Origin of the sequence: Rhizobium sp. CRRU65 (genome assembly GCF_048551595.1) — a bacterium.
Lineage (GTDB): Bacteria > Pseudomonadota > Alphaproteobacteria > Rhizobiales > Rhizobiaceae > Rhizobium > Rhizobium leguminosarum_J.
Window position 1 is genome coordinate 250,728 of the sequence record NZ_JBLYZH010000010.1, and the last position, 19,431, is coordinate 270,158.

Here is a 19,431-nt window from a genome sequence, read left to right on the forward strand (position 1 = left end):
GTCTCTCTCCCTAAACTCTCAAAAACCGAGCAGCTGCCTCCCAGGCAACGTCCAATGAATTATGATAAATCATCATACCAGTCAATTGCCAATGTATGATGATTGGAATAATAGGATTATTGACGAGATGCCGGGAGGAAGCGTCGCAAAGCGGATCGAATTCGGATAATCAGGTTCGATTGCTTCGCACGCGAGACAGAGCGGAGAGGTGAGTTGGAAACAATCGAGCGACAGAGCGGGGCCGAAAGCCGCCGCATCGAGCGCCGCCCGCGCGTACGCCGCAACGTCACGGCGGCGATCGCTCAGGATATCTGTGCGGACCGCTATCCCGCGGGCTCACCGCTGCCCCGCGAGAACGATCTCTGCGAGCTCTACGGCGTCAGCCGCACCGTCATTCGCGAATCGCTGAAAGTGCTGGAATCCAAAGGCCTCGTCCGCGGTAAGCCACGCATCGGAACCACCGTTTGCGACAAGGACGATTGGAATATCCTGGACGCTGACGTGCTTGAATGGATGGGTCCCTATATCAAGGATTTCGACCTGCTCGGCTGCATTCTCGAGGCCCGCCGCACCATCGAGCCGGCAGCCGCCGAATATGCCGCCGAGCGCGCCAGCGCCCAGGAGATCGCCGATCTCGACAATGCCTGGCGGCAGATGCGCGACAGCGCTCGCGACCCGGAAAGCTTTACCGATGCCGACGTCATGTTCCACACGGTGCTGCTCACCGCCAGCCACAATCAGGTCTTCCGCCGCCTGTCGAGCGCCATTCACGCGGCACTGAAATATGCGCTGCATGCCTCCAATATCGGCGTCGAGAATCGCGAGGATGCGGTGCTCGTTCACGGCCAGCTGGTCGAGGCCCTGCGCATGCGCGACAAGGCGGGCGCCCGCGAATGCGCCAACCGCATGCTCGATCTTGCAGTGCGCGATCTTGCCGCCGCCGAAAAAGCGATCGGCAGAACGAAATGACCGATCACGACAAATCTGCGGACGCGCCGCCGATCGCAAACCCGGGAAGAGACTGAAAGAACAGCGATGAAGATCACCAAACTCACCACCTATATCGTTCCCCCGCGCTGGCTGTTTTTGAAGGTCGAGACCGATGAAGGCATCGTCGGCTGGGGCGAGCCGGTCGTCGAAGGCCGTGCGCTCACCGTTCAGGCCGCCGTCCATGAGCTGGAAGACTACCTGATCGGCAAGGATCCTTTCCTGATCGAAGACCACTGGACCGTGATGTATCGCGGCGGCTTCTATCGCGGCGGCGCCGTCCACATGAGCGCAATCTCGGGCATCGACCAGGCGCTGTGGGACATCAAGGGCAAGGCGCTCGGCCAGCCGATCCATTCCCTGCTCGGCGGCCAGCTCCGTGATCGCATCAAGGTCTATTCCTGGATCGGCGGCGACCGTCCCTCGGATGTCGCCAACAATGCCAAGGAAGTGGTGGCCCGCGGTTTCAAGGCGATCAAGCTCAATGGCTGCGAGGAAATGCAGATCGTCGACACCAACGAAAAGGTGGAGAAGGCGGTCGAGACCATCGCCGCTATCCGCGAGGCGATCGGCCCGCATATCGGCATCGGCGTCGATTTCCACGGCCGCGTCCACAAGCCGATGGCGAAGGTTCTCGCCAAGGAGCTCGATCCCTACAAGCTGATGTTCATCGAAGAGCCGGTGCTTTCCGAAAACAAGGAAGCGCTGCGCGATATCGTCAACCACACCTCGACGCCGATTGCGCTGGGTGAACGCCTCTTTTCGCGTTGGGACTTCAAGCAGGTTCTCTCCGACGGTTATGTCGACATCATCCAGCCGGATCTCTCCCATGCCGGCGGCATCACCGAATGCCGCAAGATCGCGGCGATGGCCGAAGCCTATGACGTGGCGCTGGCGCCGCATTGCCCACTGGGTCCGATCGCGCTTGCCGCCTGCCTGCAGGTCGATGCCGTCAGCTACAATGCCTTCATCCAGGAACAGAGCCTCGGCATCCACTACAACAAGGGCAACGACATCCTCGACTACATCTCCAACAAGGAGGTGTTCCAGTATGCCGATGGTTTCGTCTCGATCCCGCAGGGTCCGGGTCTCGGCATCGAGGTCGACGAGGCCTATGTCATCGAACGCGCCAAGGAGGGCCACCGCTGGCGCAACCCGATCTGGCGGCATGCCGACGGCAGCTTCGCCGAGTGGTGAAAGCGCATAACCCCGAAAATCGGAGCCGATTTTCGGAAAGGATTATGCGCAACTCAAAGTGATAGGGTCGCGCGAGCGGCCCTTTTTCATTCCCCGTGTAGGATATCGCGTGTCCCGTCCGTCATAGTGGAAGCTCAAAGAGGAGATTTCAGGATGGCCAGAGCAATCGCAATCATCGTCGCCCGCATCATCTTCAGCTTCGTCTTCTTCATGGCCGCCGGCTTCAAGTTCGCCGATATCGGCGCAACGGCGGGCTATATCACTGCCGCGGGCTTTCCGATGGCGACATTCCTTACCTGGATCGCCGCCTTCTTCGAGATCGCGCTGGCGCTCGCTTTAATATCAGGAGCCTTCTTCACCGAGGCCAGCCTGCTCGCAGCCATCTATGTGATCTTCCTCGCTTTCGCCTTCCACGGTCCGTCCCATTGGCAACAGAACCAGGCCGAGTTCGGCTTCTTCGTCGATCACTTTACCTTCCTCGCCGGTCTGCTCTTTGCCGCCGTCCACGGGCCGGAGAGATGGGCGCTGAGCCACACCCTCCTCAGGAGGCTCTAGCACCGCGCTCTAGCGACCTGCTCTCCTTCGGAACCAAGAGCCGTGCCGAACATTGGCCTACCGGCAAAACGGCAAGGAGATCCCGCCCATGGAGCTGAAGGGTAAGACCGCATTGGTAACAGGCGCCGGTTCGGGCATCGGCAAAGCGGCCGCGTTGCGGCTCGCTGCCGAGGGTGCAAGGGTCGCAGCATTGAGCCGCACCGCCGACGAGGTCGAAAAGACCTGCGCCGAGATCAAGGCCGCCGGCGGAGAGTCGATCGCGCTGACGGCAGATACCAGCGACGAAGCTCAAATGCGAAGCGTCGTCGCGAAGCTGACCGACACCTTCGGCGGCCTCGACATCGTTGTCGCCAATGCTGGGATCAACGGTGTCTGGGCGCCGATCGACGATCTGAAGCCGGATGAATGGGACAAGACCATCGCCGTCAATCTGCGCGGCACCTATCTCACCCTGCATCTGACGGTTCCGCATCTGAAGCGCCATGGCGGTTCGATCATCGTCGTCTCCTCGATCAACGGCACCCGCACCTTCACCACGCCCGGTGCCACCGCCTACACCGCAACCAAGGCCGGCCAGGTCGCCATGGTCCAGCAGCTCGCCCTCGAACTCGGCCGACACGGCATCCGCGTCAATGCCGTCTGCCCCGGCGAGATCGAGACCAATATCGGCGCCAATACCGACAGCCGCCACCGCGAGGAGACGGAGGTTCCGGTCATCTGGCCTGAGGGGGATATTCCGATTGCCGGCGGCAAGACAGGCAAGAGCGAAGATGTCGCCGAAACAATCCTTTTCCTCGCCTCCGAGCGCGCCCGACACATCACCGGTACGCCGATCTGGATCGACGGCGGCCAGGGCCTGTTGCGATAGCCCTTGCAGTCAGGAACTCAGCCGTTCAGCCGGGCACTGTCGAGGGTGTAGAGTTCCTGCGCGCGCTGCACGCCGCGCAACGCATAGCGTCCGACGCAGGCGAGTGCGGTACGCTGCTGCTCCGGTATCACCGCGGCGAAATCGGAGGAGATCAACAGGTTGAGATCGACGGAACGACACATCGAGGCGATCCGGCTGACCTCGTTGACGGCAGGTCCGATGACGGTGAAGTCCAACCGGTCCTGGCTCCCGATATTGCCGTAGAAGACATCGCCGATATGCAGGCCGATATAGACGTCGGTCGTCGCCCGGCCGTCGGCCGCACGCGCGGCATTCAGCGTGGTCAGCTTTTCCCGCAGCAACGATTCGGCACTCAGCGCCGCACGACATGTCTCCGCCGGCACCTCGCCCTTAAAGATGGCGAGCACACCGTCGCCGATCAGCTTCAGCACGTTGCCGCCGGACTCGTGGACCGCCGTGATCACCGCCTCGCTATAGTCGTTGAGCAGCGGGATGATCTCCTCCGGCGGCACGCTGTCGGAGATCTTGGTGTAGTTCAGCAGGTCGGAAAACCAGAGTGCCGCGGAAATCCGCTCTGATTTGCCGCGGCTGATCTTGCCTTCCATCACCTGGCGCGCGGCGTCCTCGCCGAGATAGACCTCGGCGATTGTGCGGGCGATACGCCCGAGCGCGATACATTTGATCGCCAGCCCCAACACCGGCACCAGCTTGCGCAGGATGGCGAGGTCGTGATCGGAAAAGCCCTCAGGATGTTTCGTCGCGAAATGCGAGAAGAAGCAATCCATCTCGCCGATCGTGCCGGCCTCGGAAAAACGATGCATCATCGCCACGAAATCCGTGTGACCGGCTTCAGCGATCGTATCGAGCATGGAGAAATCGATCGGATCGCCGAAGCCGAGACGCCGGCGTATCTCCCGCTCGTTGCGAGACCAAAGATGATAGAAGGCCGAACGCTGCCAGTTCGACGCCGCCTCCCCCGAGATTGTCGGACCATATTCGAACTCGGTCTGGATTTCCTCGATGCTGTCCCAGCGGAAGGCGCGGCCCTCATGCACCGGATGCAGCGTATCCATCAGCGCCAGACCGCGGTCGAGCGGTAGGCCGGCGTCCCGGCAAGCCGAGCAGAAACCGGTCATGAGTTCGGCTTCCGAAACGCCTTTCAGTCCCTGCTCCGTGATCCAGGCTGCAATCGTGCTGACGTCGCTGTAATCCATGCCCACTCACCTTCACTCGTGTCAAAGCTGTAGCCCGAATTCGGCATCGAAGGAAAGCCAATTGGCTCAATCGGCCGCGGGCATATTGTAGGGCGTGACGATTTCGACTGATGAAAGCGAGGGCGTAACCGCGCGCGGCAAGGCAGTCGCGCGGCTCATGATCGCCCGGAAGGCCGAACGCGCATCGGTTCTGAGATCATGATGCAGCACGAAGCCGATCCGACGCGCCGCAAGCAAGGCGCGATTATCCGCGTCGAGATCATGGGCGACGAAAACGCGGACGGGGCGTTTGGCCGCGTCGAAGGCCGCAAGCACCGCCCGGTTGCCGCCGCCGATCGAATAGACGGCGTTGATGGTGGGATCGGCGGCAAGCGCTGCCGCGGCAAGCGTTCCCGTCGCAGCATCGGTGCCGTGCCCCTCGCTGATTTCGGTAATGCCGATGTCGGGATAACGGGCGCGGATGACGCGGCGAAAGCCGATTTCGCGCTCCTCCTCGCCACGGAAGCGTCCGCTCGACAGGGTCACCAGCACCTTGCCGCCGCCAGCCCCGAGAAATTCGCCGATCAGATAGGCGGCGGTCTCTCCCGCTGCCCGGTTGTCGGCGCCGGCATAGGCGATGCGGGCCGAATTCGGCAGGTCGGTCACCAGCGTCACGACCGGAATGCCGGTCGCATCCGCCCGCGCGACGGCGGCAGCCACCTCGGTGACGTCAGGCGCCTTGAGTACGATGCCGTGCGTGCCACGCAGCCGGATGCGATCGAGAAGCTGCGCCAGCTCGGCCGGCTTCATCACCTCGGTAAAATGGAAGCGACAGCGGAAGACGCCCGGCAGAAAGGTCGCCATCTCCGCCTCGAAGGCGGCGCGTACCGCATCGCTGAAACGCTGCGGCGTCTCCATGACGATATCGATCGCCAGCGTGCGGCCGCTGCCTATTGCGCCGGCCTGCTGCTTCTCCAGCTCCGCGATCGCCGCCTTCACCCGCATCTCGGTCTGCCGGCGCACACCCGGTCTGCCGTTCAGCACCCGGTCGACGGTCGCGGTGCTGAGCCCTGCCTGGAAGGCAATATCCTTGACGAGAAAGAGGTGCGCCATGCGATCGGCCTGATGGTTTTTTGATGGATTTCTGATCTATATCACCTGGCATCGCGGCGTATAGTGCCTCCATTGGAAAGAGGGAGGAGCCCGCCATGAAAACCGACAACCAGCAGAAACTGCGCGCTGACCGCGTCTGGCTGAGCGAAGACGCCTGCGATCTCGATGAGTTACGCGCCCTTGCGGAAAAGACGACAGCACTTACCGACTACCCCTCGGCGTCCGCGGTCGAAAAAAACGTGCTGATCTATGACAGCCGCAAGGTGATGACGGCGGCCGCAACGCCAGAAGGCCGACGCGCCGTGTTGGCGGAAATCTGCGAGGCCTTCGGCGAGGGTCCTGGCGTCGTCGTGTTCAAGCGCGCTTACGAAGACACCGGCATCGTCGACCGCGCCAGCACGATCTTCGATGCGATCATCGAGGAACAGCACCGCACCTCGACCGGCGGTGGCGACCACTTCGCCAAACCCGGCGCTAACGACCGTATCTGGAATTCGCTGGAAAAACATTGCCTCGCCGATCCGGCAAATTTCGCCGAATATTACGCCAATGCCATCATCGCGCTGGCAAGCGAAGCCTGGCTCGGCCCGAGCTACCAGATGACGGCGCAGGTCAATCGCGTCAATCCGGGCGGCACGGCACAGTCGGCGCATCGCGACTATCATCTCGGCTTTCAGTCCTCAAAAGTGATCGAACAGTTCCCGGCACATGTGCATCGGCTTTCGCCGGTGCTGACATTGCAGGGTGCGGTTGCCCATTGCGATATGCCGCTCGAAAGCGGCCCGACGCTCTTCCTGCCGCACAGCCAGACCTATGTGCCGGGTTATCTCGCGCTCAAGCGGCAGGAGTTCCGGGATTATTTCGAGGCCAACCATGTCCAGCTGCCGCTCGAAAAAGGCGACCTCGTCTTCTTCAATCCCGCCCTCTTCCATGCCGCCGGCACCAACCGCTCGGCCGACATCAAGCGCGTCGCCAACCTCCTGCAGGTCTCCTCCGCCTTCGGCCGGGCAATGGAAACAGTTAATCGCGAGCGGATGAGCGCCAGGCTGTTTCCCGCCTTGAAGACCTTGCAGGGCAGGCTCTCGCCTGATGAGATCGCCAACGCCGTCGCCGCCTGCGCCGAGGGCTACTCCTTCCCGACCAACCTCGACCGCGACCCCCCGCTCGGCGGACTGGCGCCGAAGACACAGGCGCAGCTGATGCATGAGGCGCTGAAGGAAGGCTGGAACGATGAAGTCTTTACGGCAGCACTTGAAGAGCAGGCGCAGAAGAAGTTGAGCTGACGGGCAGCGGGAGCAAGCTGCCTATCCACACCGACGAAGGCCTTCCGCACCGGCGGGAGGCCATTCGTACGTCATCACAAAGGAGGAACCTCATGAGCACAGACCACGGCCGCCTCGACGGCAAGATCGCCATCGTCACCGGCGGCACACGAGGATTGGGTGCAACCATTGCCCGTCTCTTCGCCGAACGCGGCGCGGAAGGCATCGTCATCTGCGGCCGCAACGAAGCCAAGGGCAAGGCGAAGGCGGCGGAGATTTCGGCTGCGACCGGTGCCAGGATCGTCTACGTCAAAGCCGACCTCGCCAAGGTCGAGGATGCACAGAATGTCGTGCGCGCCTGTGACGAGACCTTCGGTCGTGTCGATGCGCTGGTCAATGCCGCCGCCATCACCGATCGCGGCACCATCCTCGACACCAGCCCGGAACTCTTCGACGCCATGTTCGCCGTCAATGTTCGCGCGCCGTTTTTCCTGATGCAGGAGGCGGTGAAGGTCATGCGCCGCGAAAAGATCGAGGGTACGATCGTCAATATCGGCTCGATGTCGGCCAAAGCCGGCCAGCCCTTCATCGCCGCCTATTGCGCCTCCAAGGGCGCGCTGGAAACGCTGACGAAGAACACCGCCTATGCGCTCCTGCGCAACCGCATCCGCGTCAATGGTCTGAACATCGGTTGGATGGCCTCTGAAGGCGAGGACCGCATTCAGCGCGAATATCACGATGCCCCGGCCGACTGGCTGGAGAAGGCGGCGGCAAGCCAGCCCTTCGGCCGCCTCGTCGATCCGCACGAGGTGGCGCGCGCCTGCGCTTACCTGTCGTCTTCCGAATCCGGCCTGATGACCGGCTCAGTCATCTGCTTCGACCAGTCGATCTGGGGCGCTTACGACGGCTCGCCGCATCCGGTCGCGGCCCTCTAGAGCCTTTCCTGGTCAGATTGCAGCATTCTGCCGGAGCAGGTTTTCGTCAGGGCAGAGGCGATTGGCGAAGGGCATACCTCTTGGTACGTCCGAGCCGATCGCCTCTGATCCTGGCGGAAAGATGCCCGGCCCTTCGGGTTGGCTGAAACGGGCCGGCTGATCGACCGGCCGGCTTGGCCGTAGAGCTTGGCTACGACGCGCGCCGGCCGGTCGATCATTCGACTCCGTTTGAGCCAACAGAATGCTTCAAGCTGACCAGGAAAGGCTATACGAAACCGGAGCCCGGCATTTCCATCGCCGGGCTCTGGCACCTCCAGCTTTTTGCCGCTAGGAAAAGAACGGCAGCATTCAGGGAGGAAACTGGCATGGGCGACAATCCGATTTATGAGATCCGCGACGAACGCTTCGGTGCAATGGTCATCGGCAGCGCCGGCCTCGAGGAGCTTTATTCCGGCTGCCGCTGGACGGAAGGCCCGGTCTGGTTTTCCGACCTGAACTGCCTTCTCTGGAGCGACATCCCGAATGAACGCATGATGCGCTGGACACCGGACGGTACGGTCTCTGTCTTCCGCTCGCCCTCCAACTACGTCAACGGCAATACCCGCGACCGGCAGGGCCGGCTGGTCTCCTGCGAACATGGCGGCCGCCGCGTCACCCGCACCGAGACGGACGGCACCATCACCGTTCTCGCCGACAGCTACCGGGGCAAGCGGCTGAACTCGCCGAACGACGTCGTCGTGCACTCCGACGGCGGGGTCTGGTTCACCGATCCGACCTACGGCATCCTGTCGGATTACGAGGGCCACAAGGCCGAGCCCGAGCAGCCGACGCGCAATGTCTATCGGATCGATCCGGCAAGCGGAGCGATCGACGCCGTCGTCGAGGATTTCATCCAGCCGAACGGCCTTGCCTTCTCGCCCGATGAGGCGAAGCTTTATGTTGCCGATTCCGGCTCCGCAAAACATGAAGTGCCGCGCCATATCCGCGTTTTCGACGTCATCGACGGCAGGGCGCTTGCCAACAGCCGCTATTTCTGCAGCCTCGATGTCGGCCATCCCGACGGTTTCCGTTTCGATGTAGTCGGCAATCTCTGGACGAGCGCCTCCGACGGCGTGCACTGCTTTTCGCCCGACGGAACCCTGCTCGGCAAGATCAGGGTACCGCAGACGGTGTCCAACCTCACCTTCGGCGGCCCCAAGAAAAACCGGCTCTTCATCACCGCGACGCGTTCGGTCTATTCGATCTATATCAAGACGACCGGCGCGCAATATCCATAGATCAGGCCTTCGCCTTGTCGGGGCGGCCGTGCAGCGGCTCGGCCCGGTGCCAGTTTTCCAGAATGCGGCCATCGGTGTGTTTCTGCCGCGCCCAGCGGATGCCGTTCGAGATCACCTTATGCACGGTCTTGTCGTGATAGATCGGGTAGGTCTCGTGGCCGGGGCTGAAAAAGAAGATGCGCCCGCGCCCGCGCTGGAAGGTACAGCCGCTGCGGAACACCTCGCCACCGGAATACCAGGATATGAACACAAGCTCGTCCGGCTGCGGAATATCGAAGGGCTCGCCATACATTTCCGAGGCATTGACCTCGAAATAGGGCGGCAGCCCCTCGGCGATCGGATGCGAGGGATTGACCACCCAGACGCGCTCCAGGTCGCCTTCCGGCGTCTCGCGCCAGGAAAGGTTGGCATTGGTCCCCATCAGCCGGCGGAAGAGCTTGGAATGATGGCCGGAATGCAGGACCAGCAGGCCCATGCCCTTCAGCACGCGCTGCTGCACGCGGTCGATCAGCCCGTCGCTGACCTCTTCATGCGCCATGTGCCCCCACCAGAGCAGCACGTCGGTATCATTGAGCACGGAATCCGGCAGCCCTTCATCCGGATCGTCTAGCGTACCGCGGCGAACCTCGAAATCGGGGTGGGCGATACCGGCAGCGATCGCTCCGTCGATACGATCAGGATAGATATCCTGAACTTCCTTGTGGACCTGCTCGTGGCGCCCTTCGTTCCAGATCGTGACCTTGATTGTCATGTCATTCCTCGATGTGTTTCAAGCGGTTGCCGAACGGATTACCCGGCCGGCGGAATCAAACAGATGGCAACCGGCGCGCTCGGCAGTCAGCGACACACGATCGCCCGGCCGCACCGCGATATCGCCTTCGGCGCGTACGACGATCGGCTGCTGCTGCGAACCGACTGTCAGATAGGTCTCCACGCCCAAACGCTCGACGATGACGACCTCGGCCGAAAAATCACCCTGCCCTTGGGGTGCGAGCTTCAGATGTTCCGGCCGAATGCCGAGCTTCGCCTCGCCCTGCTGCACGGCGCCATTGCCGTCTGAAAGGTCGATGGAAAGGCCGAGCGGGCTTTCCAGATGCACCTTGCCGCCATCCCGGCGCGTCGCCGTCATCGGCAGCACGTTCATCTTTGGCGAGCCGATGAAAGTTGCGACAAATTCGTTGTCCGGCTGATGGTAGAGATCCATCGGCGCGCCCTGTTGAGCGACGACGCCCTTGTTCAGCACGACGATGCGGTCCGCCATCGTCATCGCCTCCACCTGGTCGTGCGTGACGTAGACGACCGTCGCCTTCAGCTCGCGGTGCAGGCGTTGCAGCTCGGCGCGCATCTGCACGCGCAGCGCCGAATCGAGGTTCGACAGCGGTTCGTCGAACAGGATCAGCGCCGGTTTCTTGATGATGGCGCGGCCGATCGCCACGCGCTGGCGCTGGCCGCCGGAAAGGGCGGCCGGGCGGCGGTCGAGGTAGTCGGTGAGCTGCAGGATTTCGGCGACACCTTCCACCTGCCGGCGGATTTCCGCCTCCGGCACCTTCTTCAGGCTGAGCGAGAAGCCAATGTTTTCGGCAACGCTCATATGCGGATAGAGCGCATAGGACTGGAACACCATGGCAATGCCGCGCTTGTCGGGCGGCACGTCGTTGATGCGTTTGCCGTTGAGGATAAGGTCGCCGTCATCGATGCCTTCGAGGCCGGCGATCATCCGCAGCAGCGTGGACTTGCCGCAGCCGGAGGGGCCGACGAAAACCGCGAATTCTCCGTCTTCCACGGTAATGTCGACGCCCTTGATGACCTCGAGCGCGCCGTAGAATTTGCGAACGTTTCTGAGATTGATCATCTGTTTCTCTTTCTTGATCTCAGCCCTTCACGCCGCCCGAAAACGTCTGGACGAGGAAGCGCCGCGCAAAACCGAAGGCGACGACGGCGGGCAGCAGATAGATGAATGCCAGCGCGGTCAGCAGGCCGTAATCGATCTCGTTGATGCGCAGGAAGGCGCGGAAGAGACCGAGCGGCAGCGTCTGCAGCTCCGGCGACGACAGGAGGATCAGCGGCAGCAGGAAATCGCCCCAGGCCGACATGAAGGCGAAAAGCCCGGCCGCAGCCAGCCCCGGCAGCGCCAGCGGGATCAGCACCCGGCGGATGCGCTGGGTGAGTGTTGCCCCATCCATCAGCGCCGCCTCCTCGTAGTCCCTCGGCAGCCCATCGAAGAAGGTCTTCATGATCCAGAGCGCCAGCGGCAATTGCATTGTCGCAAGCACCAGGATCAGCCCGAGATACCCGTCGATGAAGCCGGTCCAGCGCATGATGTCACGCGTATAGCTGCCGAAGATCGGCCTGAGCACCGCCGCTTCCGCATTGTTCAACGTCAGCAGGAATTTATAGAGCGGCACGACCAGCGCCGTCGGCGGCAGCACCCGGATGAGCAGGATTGCGTAGAGGAAAGGCAGCTTCCACCAGGCCCGGGTGCGCGACAGCGCATAACCGCCGAGCCCCGAAAGCACCATGACGAGCAGCGTCGCGCTAGCGACCACGAAGAGCGAATTGAACAGCCACTTCGCCCCGTCTTCCTTGGTGAAGACCCTGATATAGTTGGCGAAGGTCCACTGCTCCGGCCAATGCAGGAAGAGCTGCGCATTGCCGTCGAGAGAGGCAAGCAGCACCCAGAAGAAAGGTACCGCGCAGAAGATCGAGATCAGCGACAGCGTCGCATAGGCGATGAGGTCGGACCGACCTTTGTTTGCAGTTTCGCTCGGGGAAACGACGGCCATGTCAGACCTCCACCTTCATGGCCCGGACATAGGCGATACCTAATATCAGTGAGATGACGAGCGCGACGACGGCGACCGCAGCACCATAGCCCAGCTGGAACGCCGTGAAGGACTGGTTGTAGATATAGATGCTGACGACCTCGGTCGCCCCGCCCGGCCCGCCGCGCGTCAGCGCATAGACGAGGCCGAAGACGGCGATGGTGGAGACGGCCGAAATCAGCATATAGAGCAGGATCGTCGGCATCATCAGCGGCAGGGTGATGCGTCGGAACATCTGCGACGGTGTCGCGCCGTCCATGCGGGCCGCCTCGTAGATCTCCGCTGGAATGGTGCTGAGGCCGGCCGTTAATAGGATCATCGCCGTTGCGATGCCGCGCCAGGTGTTGACGACGATGATCATCGACAGCGGGAAGACCTGCAGCCAGTCCGCCGGCGTGATGCCGAAGAAGCTGACGATGCGGCTGAGTGTGGCATTGTCGCCGCCCGCCAGCATCGAGATCCACATGAAACCGGCGACGACTTCAGGGGCCGCGTTCGGCAACAGGATGATCGACGAGAACACCCGCCGAAAGCGGATCGGCCGGCGCAGCGCAATTGCCGAGATCAGGCCGAGCACGAACTGGCCGATCACCGCCGAACCGATGACGAAGACGAAGGTGACGAACAGCGAATTCCAGAACTTCGCGTCGTTGAAGAGCCGCGTATAGTTCCTGAAACCGACGAAACGGGGCCGAAGGGCCGCAGCCCCGGTCAGCGCCTCATTGGTGAAGCTCAGATAGATCGAATAGAGGGCCGGATAGATGACGAAGGCCAGAAGCAGCACCAGCGAGGGCAGCAGGATCAGCAGCCATTGCCGCTCGGCGCGCTTTTCATGAGAGTTTCGGGCCATGGAAGCTCACAAACCTTATCGATGGAACCGGCTTATCGAATGAAAGCGGGAAGACGCGGGCGTTGGCGCCGCGTCCCCGTCGTGGCGGAAGAGAGGGTGCCGGAGCTTACTTGACCATGTCGTCGCCGAGCGTTTCCTTGACGTAGTCGACAAGGATCTTCTGGGCGCCGGCGGCATCGGTTTCCTTGCGCAGCAGCGCTTCGGTGGCCCGCGCGACCCCTTCCGAGACCGTACCGAAACCAGAGGCCTGCTTCAGGAACACGCCGTTCCCGGCCGCAGCATGGATCGGAACCAGTTCCGTCAGCTTCTGGAACTCGGCATTGTCAGCCGCATCCTTGCTGGCCGGGATGTTGCCGATGCGGGCGGCGTAGGAAACCTGCGTCTCGATCGAGCCGATCTCCATCAGCGCCTTGATTGCCAGTTCGGTATTGGCCGACTTGGAATTGACGGCCCACGGCGCAGCGAGATTGGCAAGCACATACTGGCCGCTGCTCTGGCCGGGAACCGTCCAGGTGCCGACCACCTTCGTCACGTCAGGGATCGGGTTCTTGCTTTCGCGACCCCAGTCGAAAATATAGCACCAGGAGCCGCAGGTAGTCGCGGCGAGCTTGCCTTCCGGGAACATCTGGTACTTCGGCACGACCCAGGGCTCGGGTCCGAGCAGCGGCTGCGTCGGCATCAGATCCTTGTCGATCAGTTCCTTGTAGACGTTGAAGACATCCTTGATGCCTTCGCCATTCAGATCGAGCTTGCCGTCGGCATCGACCAGCTGCGGCGTCTTGGAACCGACGAGCAGATGCTGGAAACCTTCGTCGAAGGCACCGCTTCCCCAGGAAACGCCGGCCGGAAAGAGTAGGCCGTAGGCGCCGGTCTTCTGCTTGATCTCGGCCGCGCGGTCGAGAAGTTCCTGCCAGGTCTTCGGCTGTTCGGTGGAGATGCCGGCTTTTTCGAGAACGTCCTTGCGGTAATAGATTTCCTGAATGCCGAGCATGAACGGCATCACATAGGTTTCACCATCCGGGCTGACGGCAAGCTCCTTGGCGACGTCATAGAGGTTGGCGTAGCCGTCCCAGGCCTTGAACTCCTTGGTAACAGGCGCGAGGTAACCGGCTTCCACCATGTCGGCGACCGCAGCCGTCGTCGGGATGGAGAACAGGTCGGGCGCGTTGCCGGCGCCGAGCTCGGTCAGGAGTTTCGTCAGGTAGTCCTTGTCGGGCGCCGGATATTCGATGACCTCGACGGTGACGCCATATTTCTTTTCGATCCGCTCGACCGTCGACTTCATCGCGTCGATGCCGGCCTGACCATGATTTGCAATTCGGATTGTTTCTGCCTGTGCCAGCGTCGAAACCGCGCTCAGCAGAATGGCGCATAGGCCGCCAAGAACCATTTTCTTCAACGGAAGTCCTCCCTTTTGTAGAGACACGGCGCCCTCCAGCACCGGTCGTGAAAATGTACACGCATTCCGAATGCTGACAAGACGGTTTTTGAAAAGATTCCATAGTTAGCTTTAATATACTGATATTACTTATTTATTTAGATATTGCCATCGTCATACAGTTTGTGTAATCGTGTGCACAATGTATTCAGGGAGGAATTTCATGTCTGAGAAATTGCGCCTCGGCGTCATCGGCGCTGGCTTGAAGGCGGCGGAATATGCCGAGAGCTGGGTCAAGATGCCGGAGATCGAATTCGCTGCTCTCGCCGACACCACGGCGGCGTCGCGCCAGCGCCTGATCGACGTCTGCCTCGCCGCCGGCGCACCAGAACCGAGGAGCTTCGAGGATTATCGCCAGATGCTCGCGGAATGCCGGGACGAACTCGACATCGTCTACGTCTCGACCCCGCATGCCTTCCATGCCGAGCAGGCAACTGCCGTCGCCGAGGCTGGCCTCGATCTCTTCCTGGAAAAGCCGATGGTGACGACGGTTGCTGAGGCCGAGAGGCTGATCGCCGCACAGAAAAATAGCGGCGTCACCATCGTCACCGCCTTCCAGGGCGGCCTGTCGCCGCTGGTGCTCGACACGCGCCGGCGGGCCCTCATCGGCGAATTCGGCGAGTTGATCGCCATATCGGGCATGATCTGGGAAAGCTGGTCGTCCAATTACGACGGCCATTGGAAGCAGCAGCCTGACATCTCCGGCGGCGGCTTCATGTTCGATACCGGCGCCCATATGATGAACACCGTCTGCCTGCTCGCCAATTCGGACTTCGACAGTGTGTCCGCCTATATGAACAACCACGGCAGACAGGTCGATATCACCACGGCCGTCTCCGCCCGGCTGAAGAACGGCGCGCTGGCGACATTGACGGCCGCCGGCGAAGGACCTCCGGGCTGCGCTTCCTACATCACCTTCTTCTATTCGAAGGCGATCGTGCGCATCGACGCCTGGGGTGGCTGGCGCGAGATCAGTATCGGGCGGACCGCCGAGCCGCGCGAGGAAGCCGAGATTCTCGGCAACCCGATGAAGAATTTCCTCGCCATTCGCGAGGGAAAGATGGAAAACTCCGGCTCCGTTGAAATGGGCCTCAGATTCGCTAGGCTATGGGATGCAATCAAGGAATCGGCAGCGGCCGACGGCGCTTCCGTCAGGATCGTCGCCCAATAGGCGCTGAAGATGAGCGGAATGAACAGACGGCGGATCACTTCGAAGGAACTGGCGAAACTCGCCGGCGTCTCTTCCGCCACCATTTCCCGCGCCTTCTCGCCGGATTCGCGCATCGGCAGCGCCACGCGCGACCGCATCCTCGCCGTCGCCCGTGAACATGGCTACCAGCCGAACGCGATCGCCCGCTCGCTGAACAACCAGCGCTCGCGGCTCGTCGCCCTCGTCGTCAATGCGATCGGCAACCCTTGCGAGGCTGAGGAGCAACAGCTTCTCGTCCACCGCCTGCAGGCCAGACAATTGCTGCCGATCATCCTCTGCTGCGCCGATCATTCCGACCGGCTGCAACTGATGCGCCTTGCATCCACCTATCAGGTCGATCACGTCGTCGTCTTCTCCGACATGGTGTCGATGCAAGATGCGGTCGACATCTTCCACACGACGAAGCCGATCATCGTCTCCTTCGAGCCGCTCGACAACGAAAACGTCTCCAGCATCCGCATCGACGGCGCTGAGGCGGCCGACGAGATCATCGATAAGATCGTCCGCGACGGCAAGAAGCGTTTTGCCTACCTTTCCGGCACCAATTCAAGCTGGATCGACAAGCTCCGGCGAAAATGGTTCGTCGATGCGCTAGCCAAGCGCGGACTTGCTTTCGAGGCACAGGCCTTCGGTGACTACTCCTATGATTCCGGCTTCAAGGAAGCCGTGCTCCTGCTGCACCGGGATAAGGTCGACGCCATCATCTGCGGCAACGACGTCATGGCGATCGGCGCACGCGATGCGGCCCGCCGGGTGCTCGGCAAGAACACCCCTGATGATATCGCCATCGTCGGCCAGGACGGCATCGCCATGGCTGCCTGGGATTGCAACGACCTGACCACACTGAGCCTGAATCACGTCGCCTTCATCGATGCCGTCGTCGAATTGATCGAACGGCATGACGCCGAGATCGAAGGCCCGCACAGCATCACGCTCACCTGCACCGCCCGCTGGGGCTCGACCGCCTGAAGCATGTTGCCTGGAAGTGCACAGCGGTTGCGGGGTGACGACATGCATGAAAAAAGCTAAAGCGCGTCGCATGAATCGAATTCGCTGTGACGTATTTTAGCGGCTCGCTCATCCATTGCGTCCAGGAGGAATACCGATGACCAGATTTTCACGCGCCGAGAGGCGCCGCAATGTCCCTGATGTCGTAACCTGGAGAGCCTGAAATGCGTTCCGTCGTTTCCTTCAACGAAGGCTGGAGTTTCCATGAGGGCTTCGGCCAGCGTTTGCTCGAAGCTTTCGATGCCGCCAAGTCGGTCAGCCTGCCGCATACCGCCGTCGAACTGCCCTTCAGCTATTTCGACGAGACCAGCTATCAGCGCGCCTTCACCTATCAGAAGGTGCTGCGCTGGCTGCCGGAATTCGAGGGCCGCGAGGTTTCGCTCGTCTTCGATGCCGCCATGGCCGACAGCGTCGTCTATCTGAACGGCGAAGAAATCATTGCCCATAAGGACGGATACACGCCCTTCGAGGCCCGCCTCACCGGCAAGCTCGTCAAGGGCGAGAACCTCGTCACCGTCAAGATCGACGGCAGCGAGAACCCTGACATTCCGCCTTTCGGCGGCCGCATCGATTATCTGACCTATGCCGGCATCTACCGCGATGTCTGGCTGAAGGTCACCGACCCGGTCTCGATCCGCAATCTCAAGATCGAAACCACTGACGTTCTTCGCCCGGAGAAATCGGCGACCATCCGCGTCGACATCGCCAATCCCGAGGGCCGCAGCTTCTCGGCGACCGTCACTGCCACGCTGAAACAGGCCGACGGCACGGTGGTCGCCACTGCCGCGACCGAAACGATTGGCAGCCGCACCACGCTCTCCTTTGGCGGCCTCACCGGCATCGCCCTCTGGGACATCACCGATCCCACGCTCTATGACGTCACCGTCGAGCTCAGGACCGAACACGGCTCCGACCGTATTTCCACCCGGTTCGGCTTCCGCACCGCCGAATTCACGCCGGAAGGGTTTCTACTCAACGGCAAGCCGCTGAAGCTGCGCGGCCTCAACCGTCACCAGGCCTTCCCCTATGTCGGTTATGCCGCCGGCCGCTCCGCCCAGGAGCGTGACGCCGACATCATGAAGACGGTGCTGAAGTGCAACATCGTCCGCACCTCGCATTATCCGCAGTCGAAATGGTTCCTCGACCGATGCGACGCAATCGGCCTACTGGTTTTCGAGGAGATCCCCGGCTGGCAGCATATCGGCGATGCCGACTGGCAACAGGAATCGATCGAAAACGTCCGCCGTATGATCGAGCGCGACTGGAACCATCCCTCGATCATCATCTGGGGCGTGCGCATCAACGAATCGCAGGATAGTCACGATTTCTACGCCGAGACCAATCGGTTGGCCCGCGAACTCGACAGCACCCGCCAGACCGGCGGCGTGCGTTATCTCACCGAGAGCGAGTTGCTCGAAGACGTCTACACGATGAACGACTTCATCCTCGGCAATGAAGAGCTGCCGGGCGCCAACCGCCCGCGCACAGCGCTACGCGCGCAGCAGGAAAATACCGGACTGTCGCACAAGGTGCCGTACCTCATCACCGAGTTCAACGGCCACATGCACCCGACGAAGATCTATGACCAGGAGCAGCGTCAGGCCGAGCATGTGCGCCGTCACCTGGAAGTGCTGAATGCCGCCTATGGCGATCCTGATATCTCCGGCGCCATCGGCTGGTGCATGTTCGATTACAACACCCACAAGGATTTCGGCTCCGGCGACCGCATCTGCTATCACGGCGTCATGGACATGTTCCGCGAGCCGAAATTCGCGGCCTATGCCTATATCAGCCAGTGCGACCCTTCCGAGGAGATCGTCATGAAGCCCGCGACCTTCTGGGCCCGCGGCGAACGCAATATCGGCGGCGTGCTGCCGCTGATCATCCTGACCAACTGCGACGAGGTGGAGCTGCAATATGGCGGGCTTTCAAAGCGCATCGGTCCGGATCGCGAGAACTACCCGCATCTGCCGCACCCGCCCGTCGTGCTCGACCATCGGCACTTTACCGCCGATGAGCTCGGCACCTGGGGTCTCGAATGGATCGACGGCACCTTCACCGGCTATATCGGCGGCGAGCCGGTGGCCAGCCTGACGCTGGCGGCCGATCCATTGCCGACGACCCTGGAAGTCGTTGCCGATAGCCCCACGTTGAAAGCCCGCGAACGCGACAGCACGCGCGTCGTCATCCGCGCCCTCGACCAGCGCGGCCAGCGCCTGCCTTTCATGAACGATAGCATTTCGCTGAAGGTGCACGGCCCGGCAAGGATCGTCGGCCCGACCAGCGTGCCACTGCAGGGCGGCACCGCCGGCTTCTGGTTGGAGGCCACGGGGTTCACGGGCGAGATCACCGTCGAAGCGGTTTCCACGCGGTTCGCGCCGGTGTCGCTCAGTGTGACAGCTGCCTAGCGCACAACCCCGAAAATCGAAATCGATTTTCGGAAAGGATTATGTGCAAACTCAAATTGTTAGAGCGTCCCTAGCGCGTCTTATAGACGCGCGGCGCTCTAATGACTGTTACGAAATCCTGAGCTGGCTCTCGGGATCGAAGAAGACGGCCTTGTCGAGGTTGAATGCGAGGCGGGTGTTTTGTCCTGGAGCGATGCCGGTATCGGCGCGCAGGCGGGCGACGACGGATTTACCGCCGAGCTTGGTGACGGCGAAGGTGTCGGAGCCGGCCGGTTCCACCACCTCGA

The 19,431-nt window shown here is 61.8% G+C and carries 17 protein-coding genes and 1 pseudogene; 10 read left to right on the forward strand and 8 right to left on the reverse strand.

From position 1 onward, the window contains the following. Positions 1 to 213 precede the first annotated feature (213 nt). From ACM5SV_RS21375 to ACM5SV_RS21390, 4 genes are all read left to right on the forward strand, one after another. Positions 214 to 969 carry a FadR/GntR family transcriptional regulator gene (locus tag ACM5SV_RS21375; protein WP_003543153.1) on the forward strand — a complete coding sequence of 252 codons (756 nt, stop codon included), beginning with the start codon at positions 214 to 216 and terminating at the stop codon, positions 967 to 969. A 66-nt stretch (positions 970 to 1,035) separates the two neighbouring features. Beyond that, entirely contained in the window at positions 1,036 to 2,184 is a 1,149-nt protein-coding gene (gene dgoD, locus ACM5SV_RS21380; RefSeq protein WP_011653629.1) for a galactonate dehydratase, read from the forward strand. A 153-nt stretch (positions 2,185 to 2,337) separates the two neighbouring features. Continuing rightward, positions 2,338 to 2,739, forward strand: coding sequence for a DoxX family protein (locus ACM5SV_RS21385; RefSeq protein WP_222014820.1), 402 nt, complete (start codon positions 2,338 to 2,340; stop codon positions 2,737 to 2,739). A gap of 88 nt (positions 2,740 to 2,827) precedes the next feature. Continuing rightward, entirely contained in the window at positions 2,828 to 3,607 is a 780-nt protein-coding gene (locus ACM5SV_RS21390; RefSeq protein ID WP_222014824.1) for an SDR family oxidoreductase, read from the forward strand. A 17-nt stretch (positions 3,608 to 3,624) separates the two neighbouring features. On the opposite strand, the gene ACM5SV_RS21395 is transcribed toward ACM5SV_RS21390, so the two are convergent. Both ACM5SV_RS21395 and ACM5SV_RS21400 read right to left on the reverse strand, forming a co-directional pair. Then, positions 3,625 to 4,842, reverse strand: a complete 1,218-nt coding sequence (locus tag ACM5SV_RS21395; RefSeq protein WP_012759087.1) for an adenylate/guanylate cyclase domain-containing protein — start codon at positions 4,840 to 4,842, stop codon at positions 3,625 to 3,627. Between the two features lie 66 nt (positions 4,843 to 4,908). Beyond that, a complete protein-coding gene (locus tag ACM5SV_RS21400) occupies positions 4,909 to 5,934 on the reverse strand; it encodes a LacI family DNA-binding transcriptional regulator (protein ID WP_222014826.1) in 1,026 nt (341 codons plus the stop codon). Between the two features lie 95 nt (positions 5,935 to 6,029). Here ACM5SV_RS21400 and ACM5SV_RS21405 point away from each other — a divergent pair, with 95 nt between their 5' ends. The 3 genes from ACM5SV_RS21405 to ACM5SV_RS21415 all read left to right on the forward strand — a co-directional run bounded on the left by ACM5SV_RS21405 (position 6,030) and on the right by ACM5SV_RS21415 (position 9,408). Then, complete coding sequence (locus tag ACM5SV_RS21405; RefSeq protein ID WP_222014834.1) at positions 6,030 to 7,217, forward strand: phytanoyl-CoA dioxygenase family protein; 1,188 nt, start codon at positions 6,030 to 6,032, stop codon at positions 7,215 to 7,217. Positions 7,218 to 7,309: 92 nt separating this feature from the next. Further along, positions 7,310 to 8,131 (forward strand): SDR family oxidoreductase, encoded by an 822-nt coding sequence (locus ACM5SV_RS21410; protein WP_222014835.1) that lies wholly within the window; start codon positions 7,310 to 7,312, stop codon positions 8,129 to 8,131. A 365-nt stretch (positions 8,132 to 8,496) separates the two neighbouring features. After that, positions 8,497 to 9,408 (forward strand): SMP-30/gluconolactonase/LRE family protein, encoded by a 912-nt coding sequence (locus tag ACM5SV_RS21415; RefSeq protein ID WP_222014836.1) that lies wholly within the window; start codon positions 8,497 to 8,499, stop codon positions 9,406 to 9,408. 1 nt (position 9,409) lies between these two features. Here ACM5SV_RS21415 and ACM5SV_RS21420 read toward each other — a convergent pair whose 3' ends face one another. The 5 genes from ACM5SV_RS21420 to ACM5SV_RS21440 all read right to left on the reverse strand — a co-directional run bounded on the left by ACM5SV_RS21420 (position 9,410) and on the right by ACM5SV_RS21440 (position 14,479). Continuing rightward, positions 9,410 to 10,159: a ThuA domain-containing protein gene (locus ACM5SV_RS21420; protein WP_029871778.1), complete on the reverse strand. Its 750-nt coding sequence runs from the start codon at positions 10,157 to 10,159 to the stop codon at positions 9,410 to 9,412. Between the two features lie 18 nt (positions 10,160 to 10,177). Beyond that, positions 10,178 to 11,260, reverse strand: coding sequence for an ABC transporter ATP-binding protein (locus tag ACM5SV_RS21425; RefSeq protein ID WP_012759093.1), 1,083 nt, complete (start codon positions 11,258 to 11,260; stop codon positions 10,178 to 10,180). 19 nt (positions 11,261 to 11,279) lie between these two features. Continuing rightward, entirely contained in the window at positions 11,280 to 12,191 is a 912-nt protein-coding gene (locus ACM5SV_RS21430; RefSeq protein ID WP_012759094.1) for a carbohydrate ABC transporter permease, read from the reverse strand. A 1-nt stretch (position 12,192) separates the two neighbouring features. Then, positions 12,193 to 13,080: a carbohydrate ABC transporter permease gene (locus ACM5SV_RS21435; RefSeq protein ID WP_012759095.1), complete on the reverse strand. Its 888-nt coding sequence runs from the start codon at positions 13,078 to 13,080 to the stop codon at positions 12,193 to 12,195. Between the two features lie 106 nt (positions 13,081 to 13,186). Next, entirely contained in the window at positions 13,187 to 14,479 is a 1,293-nt protein-coding gene (locus ACM5SV_RS21440; RefSeq protein WP_012759096.1) for an ABC transporter substrate-binding protein, read from the reverse strand. Between the two features lie 202 nt (positions 14,480 to 14,681). Here ACM5SV_RS21440 and ACM5SV_RS21445 point away from each other — a divergent pair, with 202 nt between their 5' ends. The 3 genes from ACM5SV_RS21445 to ACM5SV_RS21455 all read left to right on the forward strand — a co-directional run bounded on the left by ACM5SV_RS21445 (position 14,682) and on the right by ACM5SV_RS21455 (position 19,144). Continuing rightward, complete coding sequence (locus ACM5SV_RS21445; protein ID WP_222014839.1) at positions 14,682 to 15,689, forward strand: Gfo/Idh/MocA family protein; 1,008 nt, start codon at positions 14,682 to 14,684, stop codon at positions 15,687 to 15,689. A 9-nt stretch (positions 15,690 to 15,698) separates the two neighbouring features. After that, positions 15,699 to 16,697: a LacI family DNA-binding transcriptional regulator gene (locus ACM5SV_RS21450; protein WP_017995262.1), complete on the forward strand. Its 999-nt coding sequence runs from the start codon at positions 15,699 to 15,701 to the stop codon at positions 16,695 to 16,697. Positions 16,698 to 16,900: 203 nt separating this feature from the next. Further along, the gene (locus ACM5SV_RS21455; protein WP_018483625.1) at positions 16,901 to 19,144 is read left to right on the forward strand and encodes a glycoside hydrolase family 2 protein; all 2,244 of its coding nucleotides are present in this window, start codon (positions 16,901 to 16,903) and stop codon (positions 19,142 to 19,144) included. 108 nt (positions 19,145 to 19,252) lie between these two features. Here the strand turns inward: ACM5SV_RS21455 and ACM5SV_RS21460 are convergent. Continuing rightward, positions 19,253 to 19,431 (reverse strand): annotated as a pseudogene (locus tag ACM5SV_RS21460) (sugar ABC transporter ATP-binding protein); the annotation flags it as partial.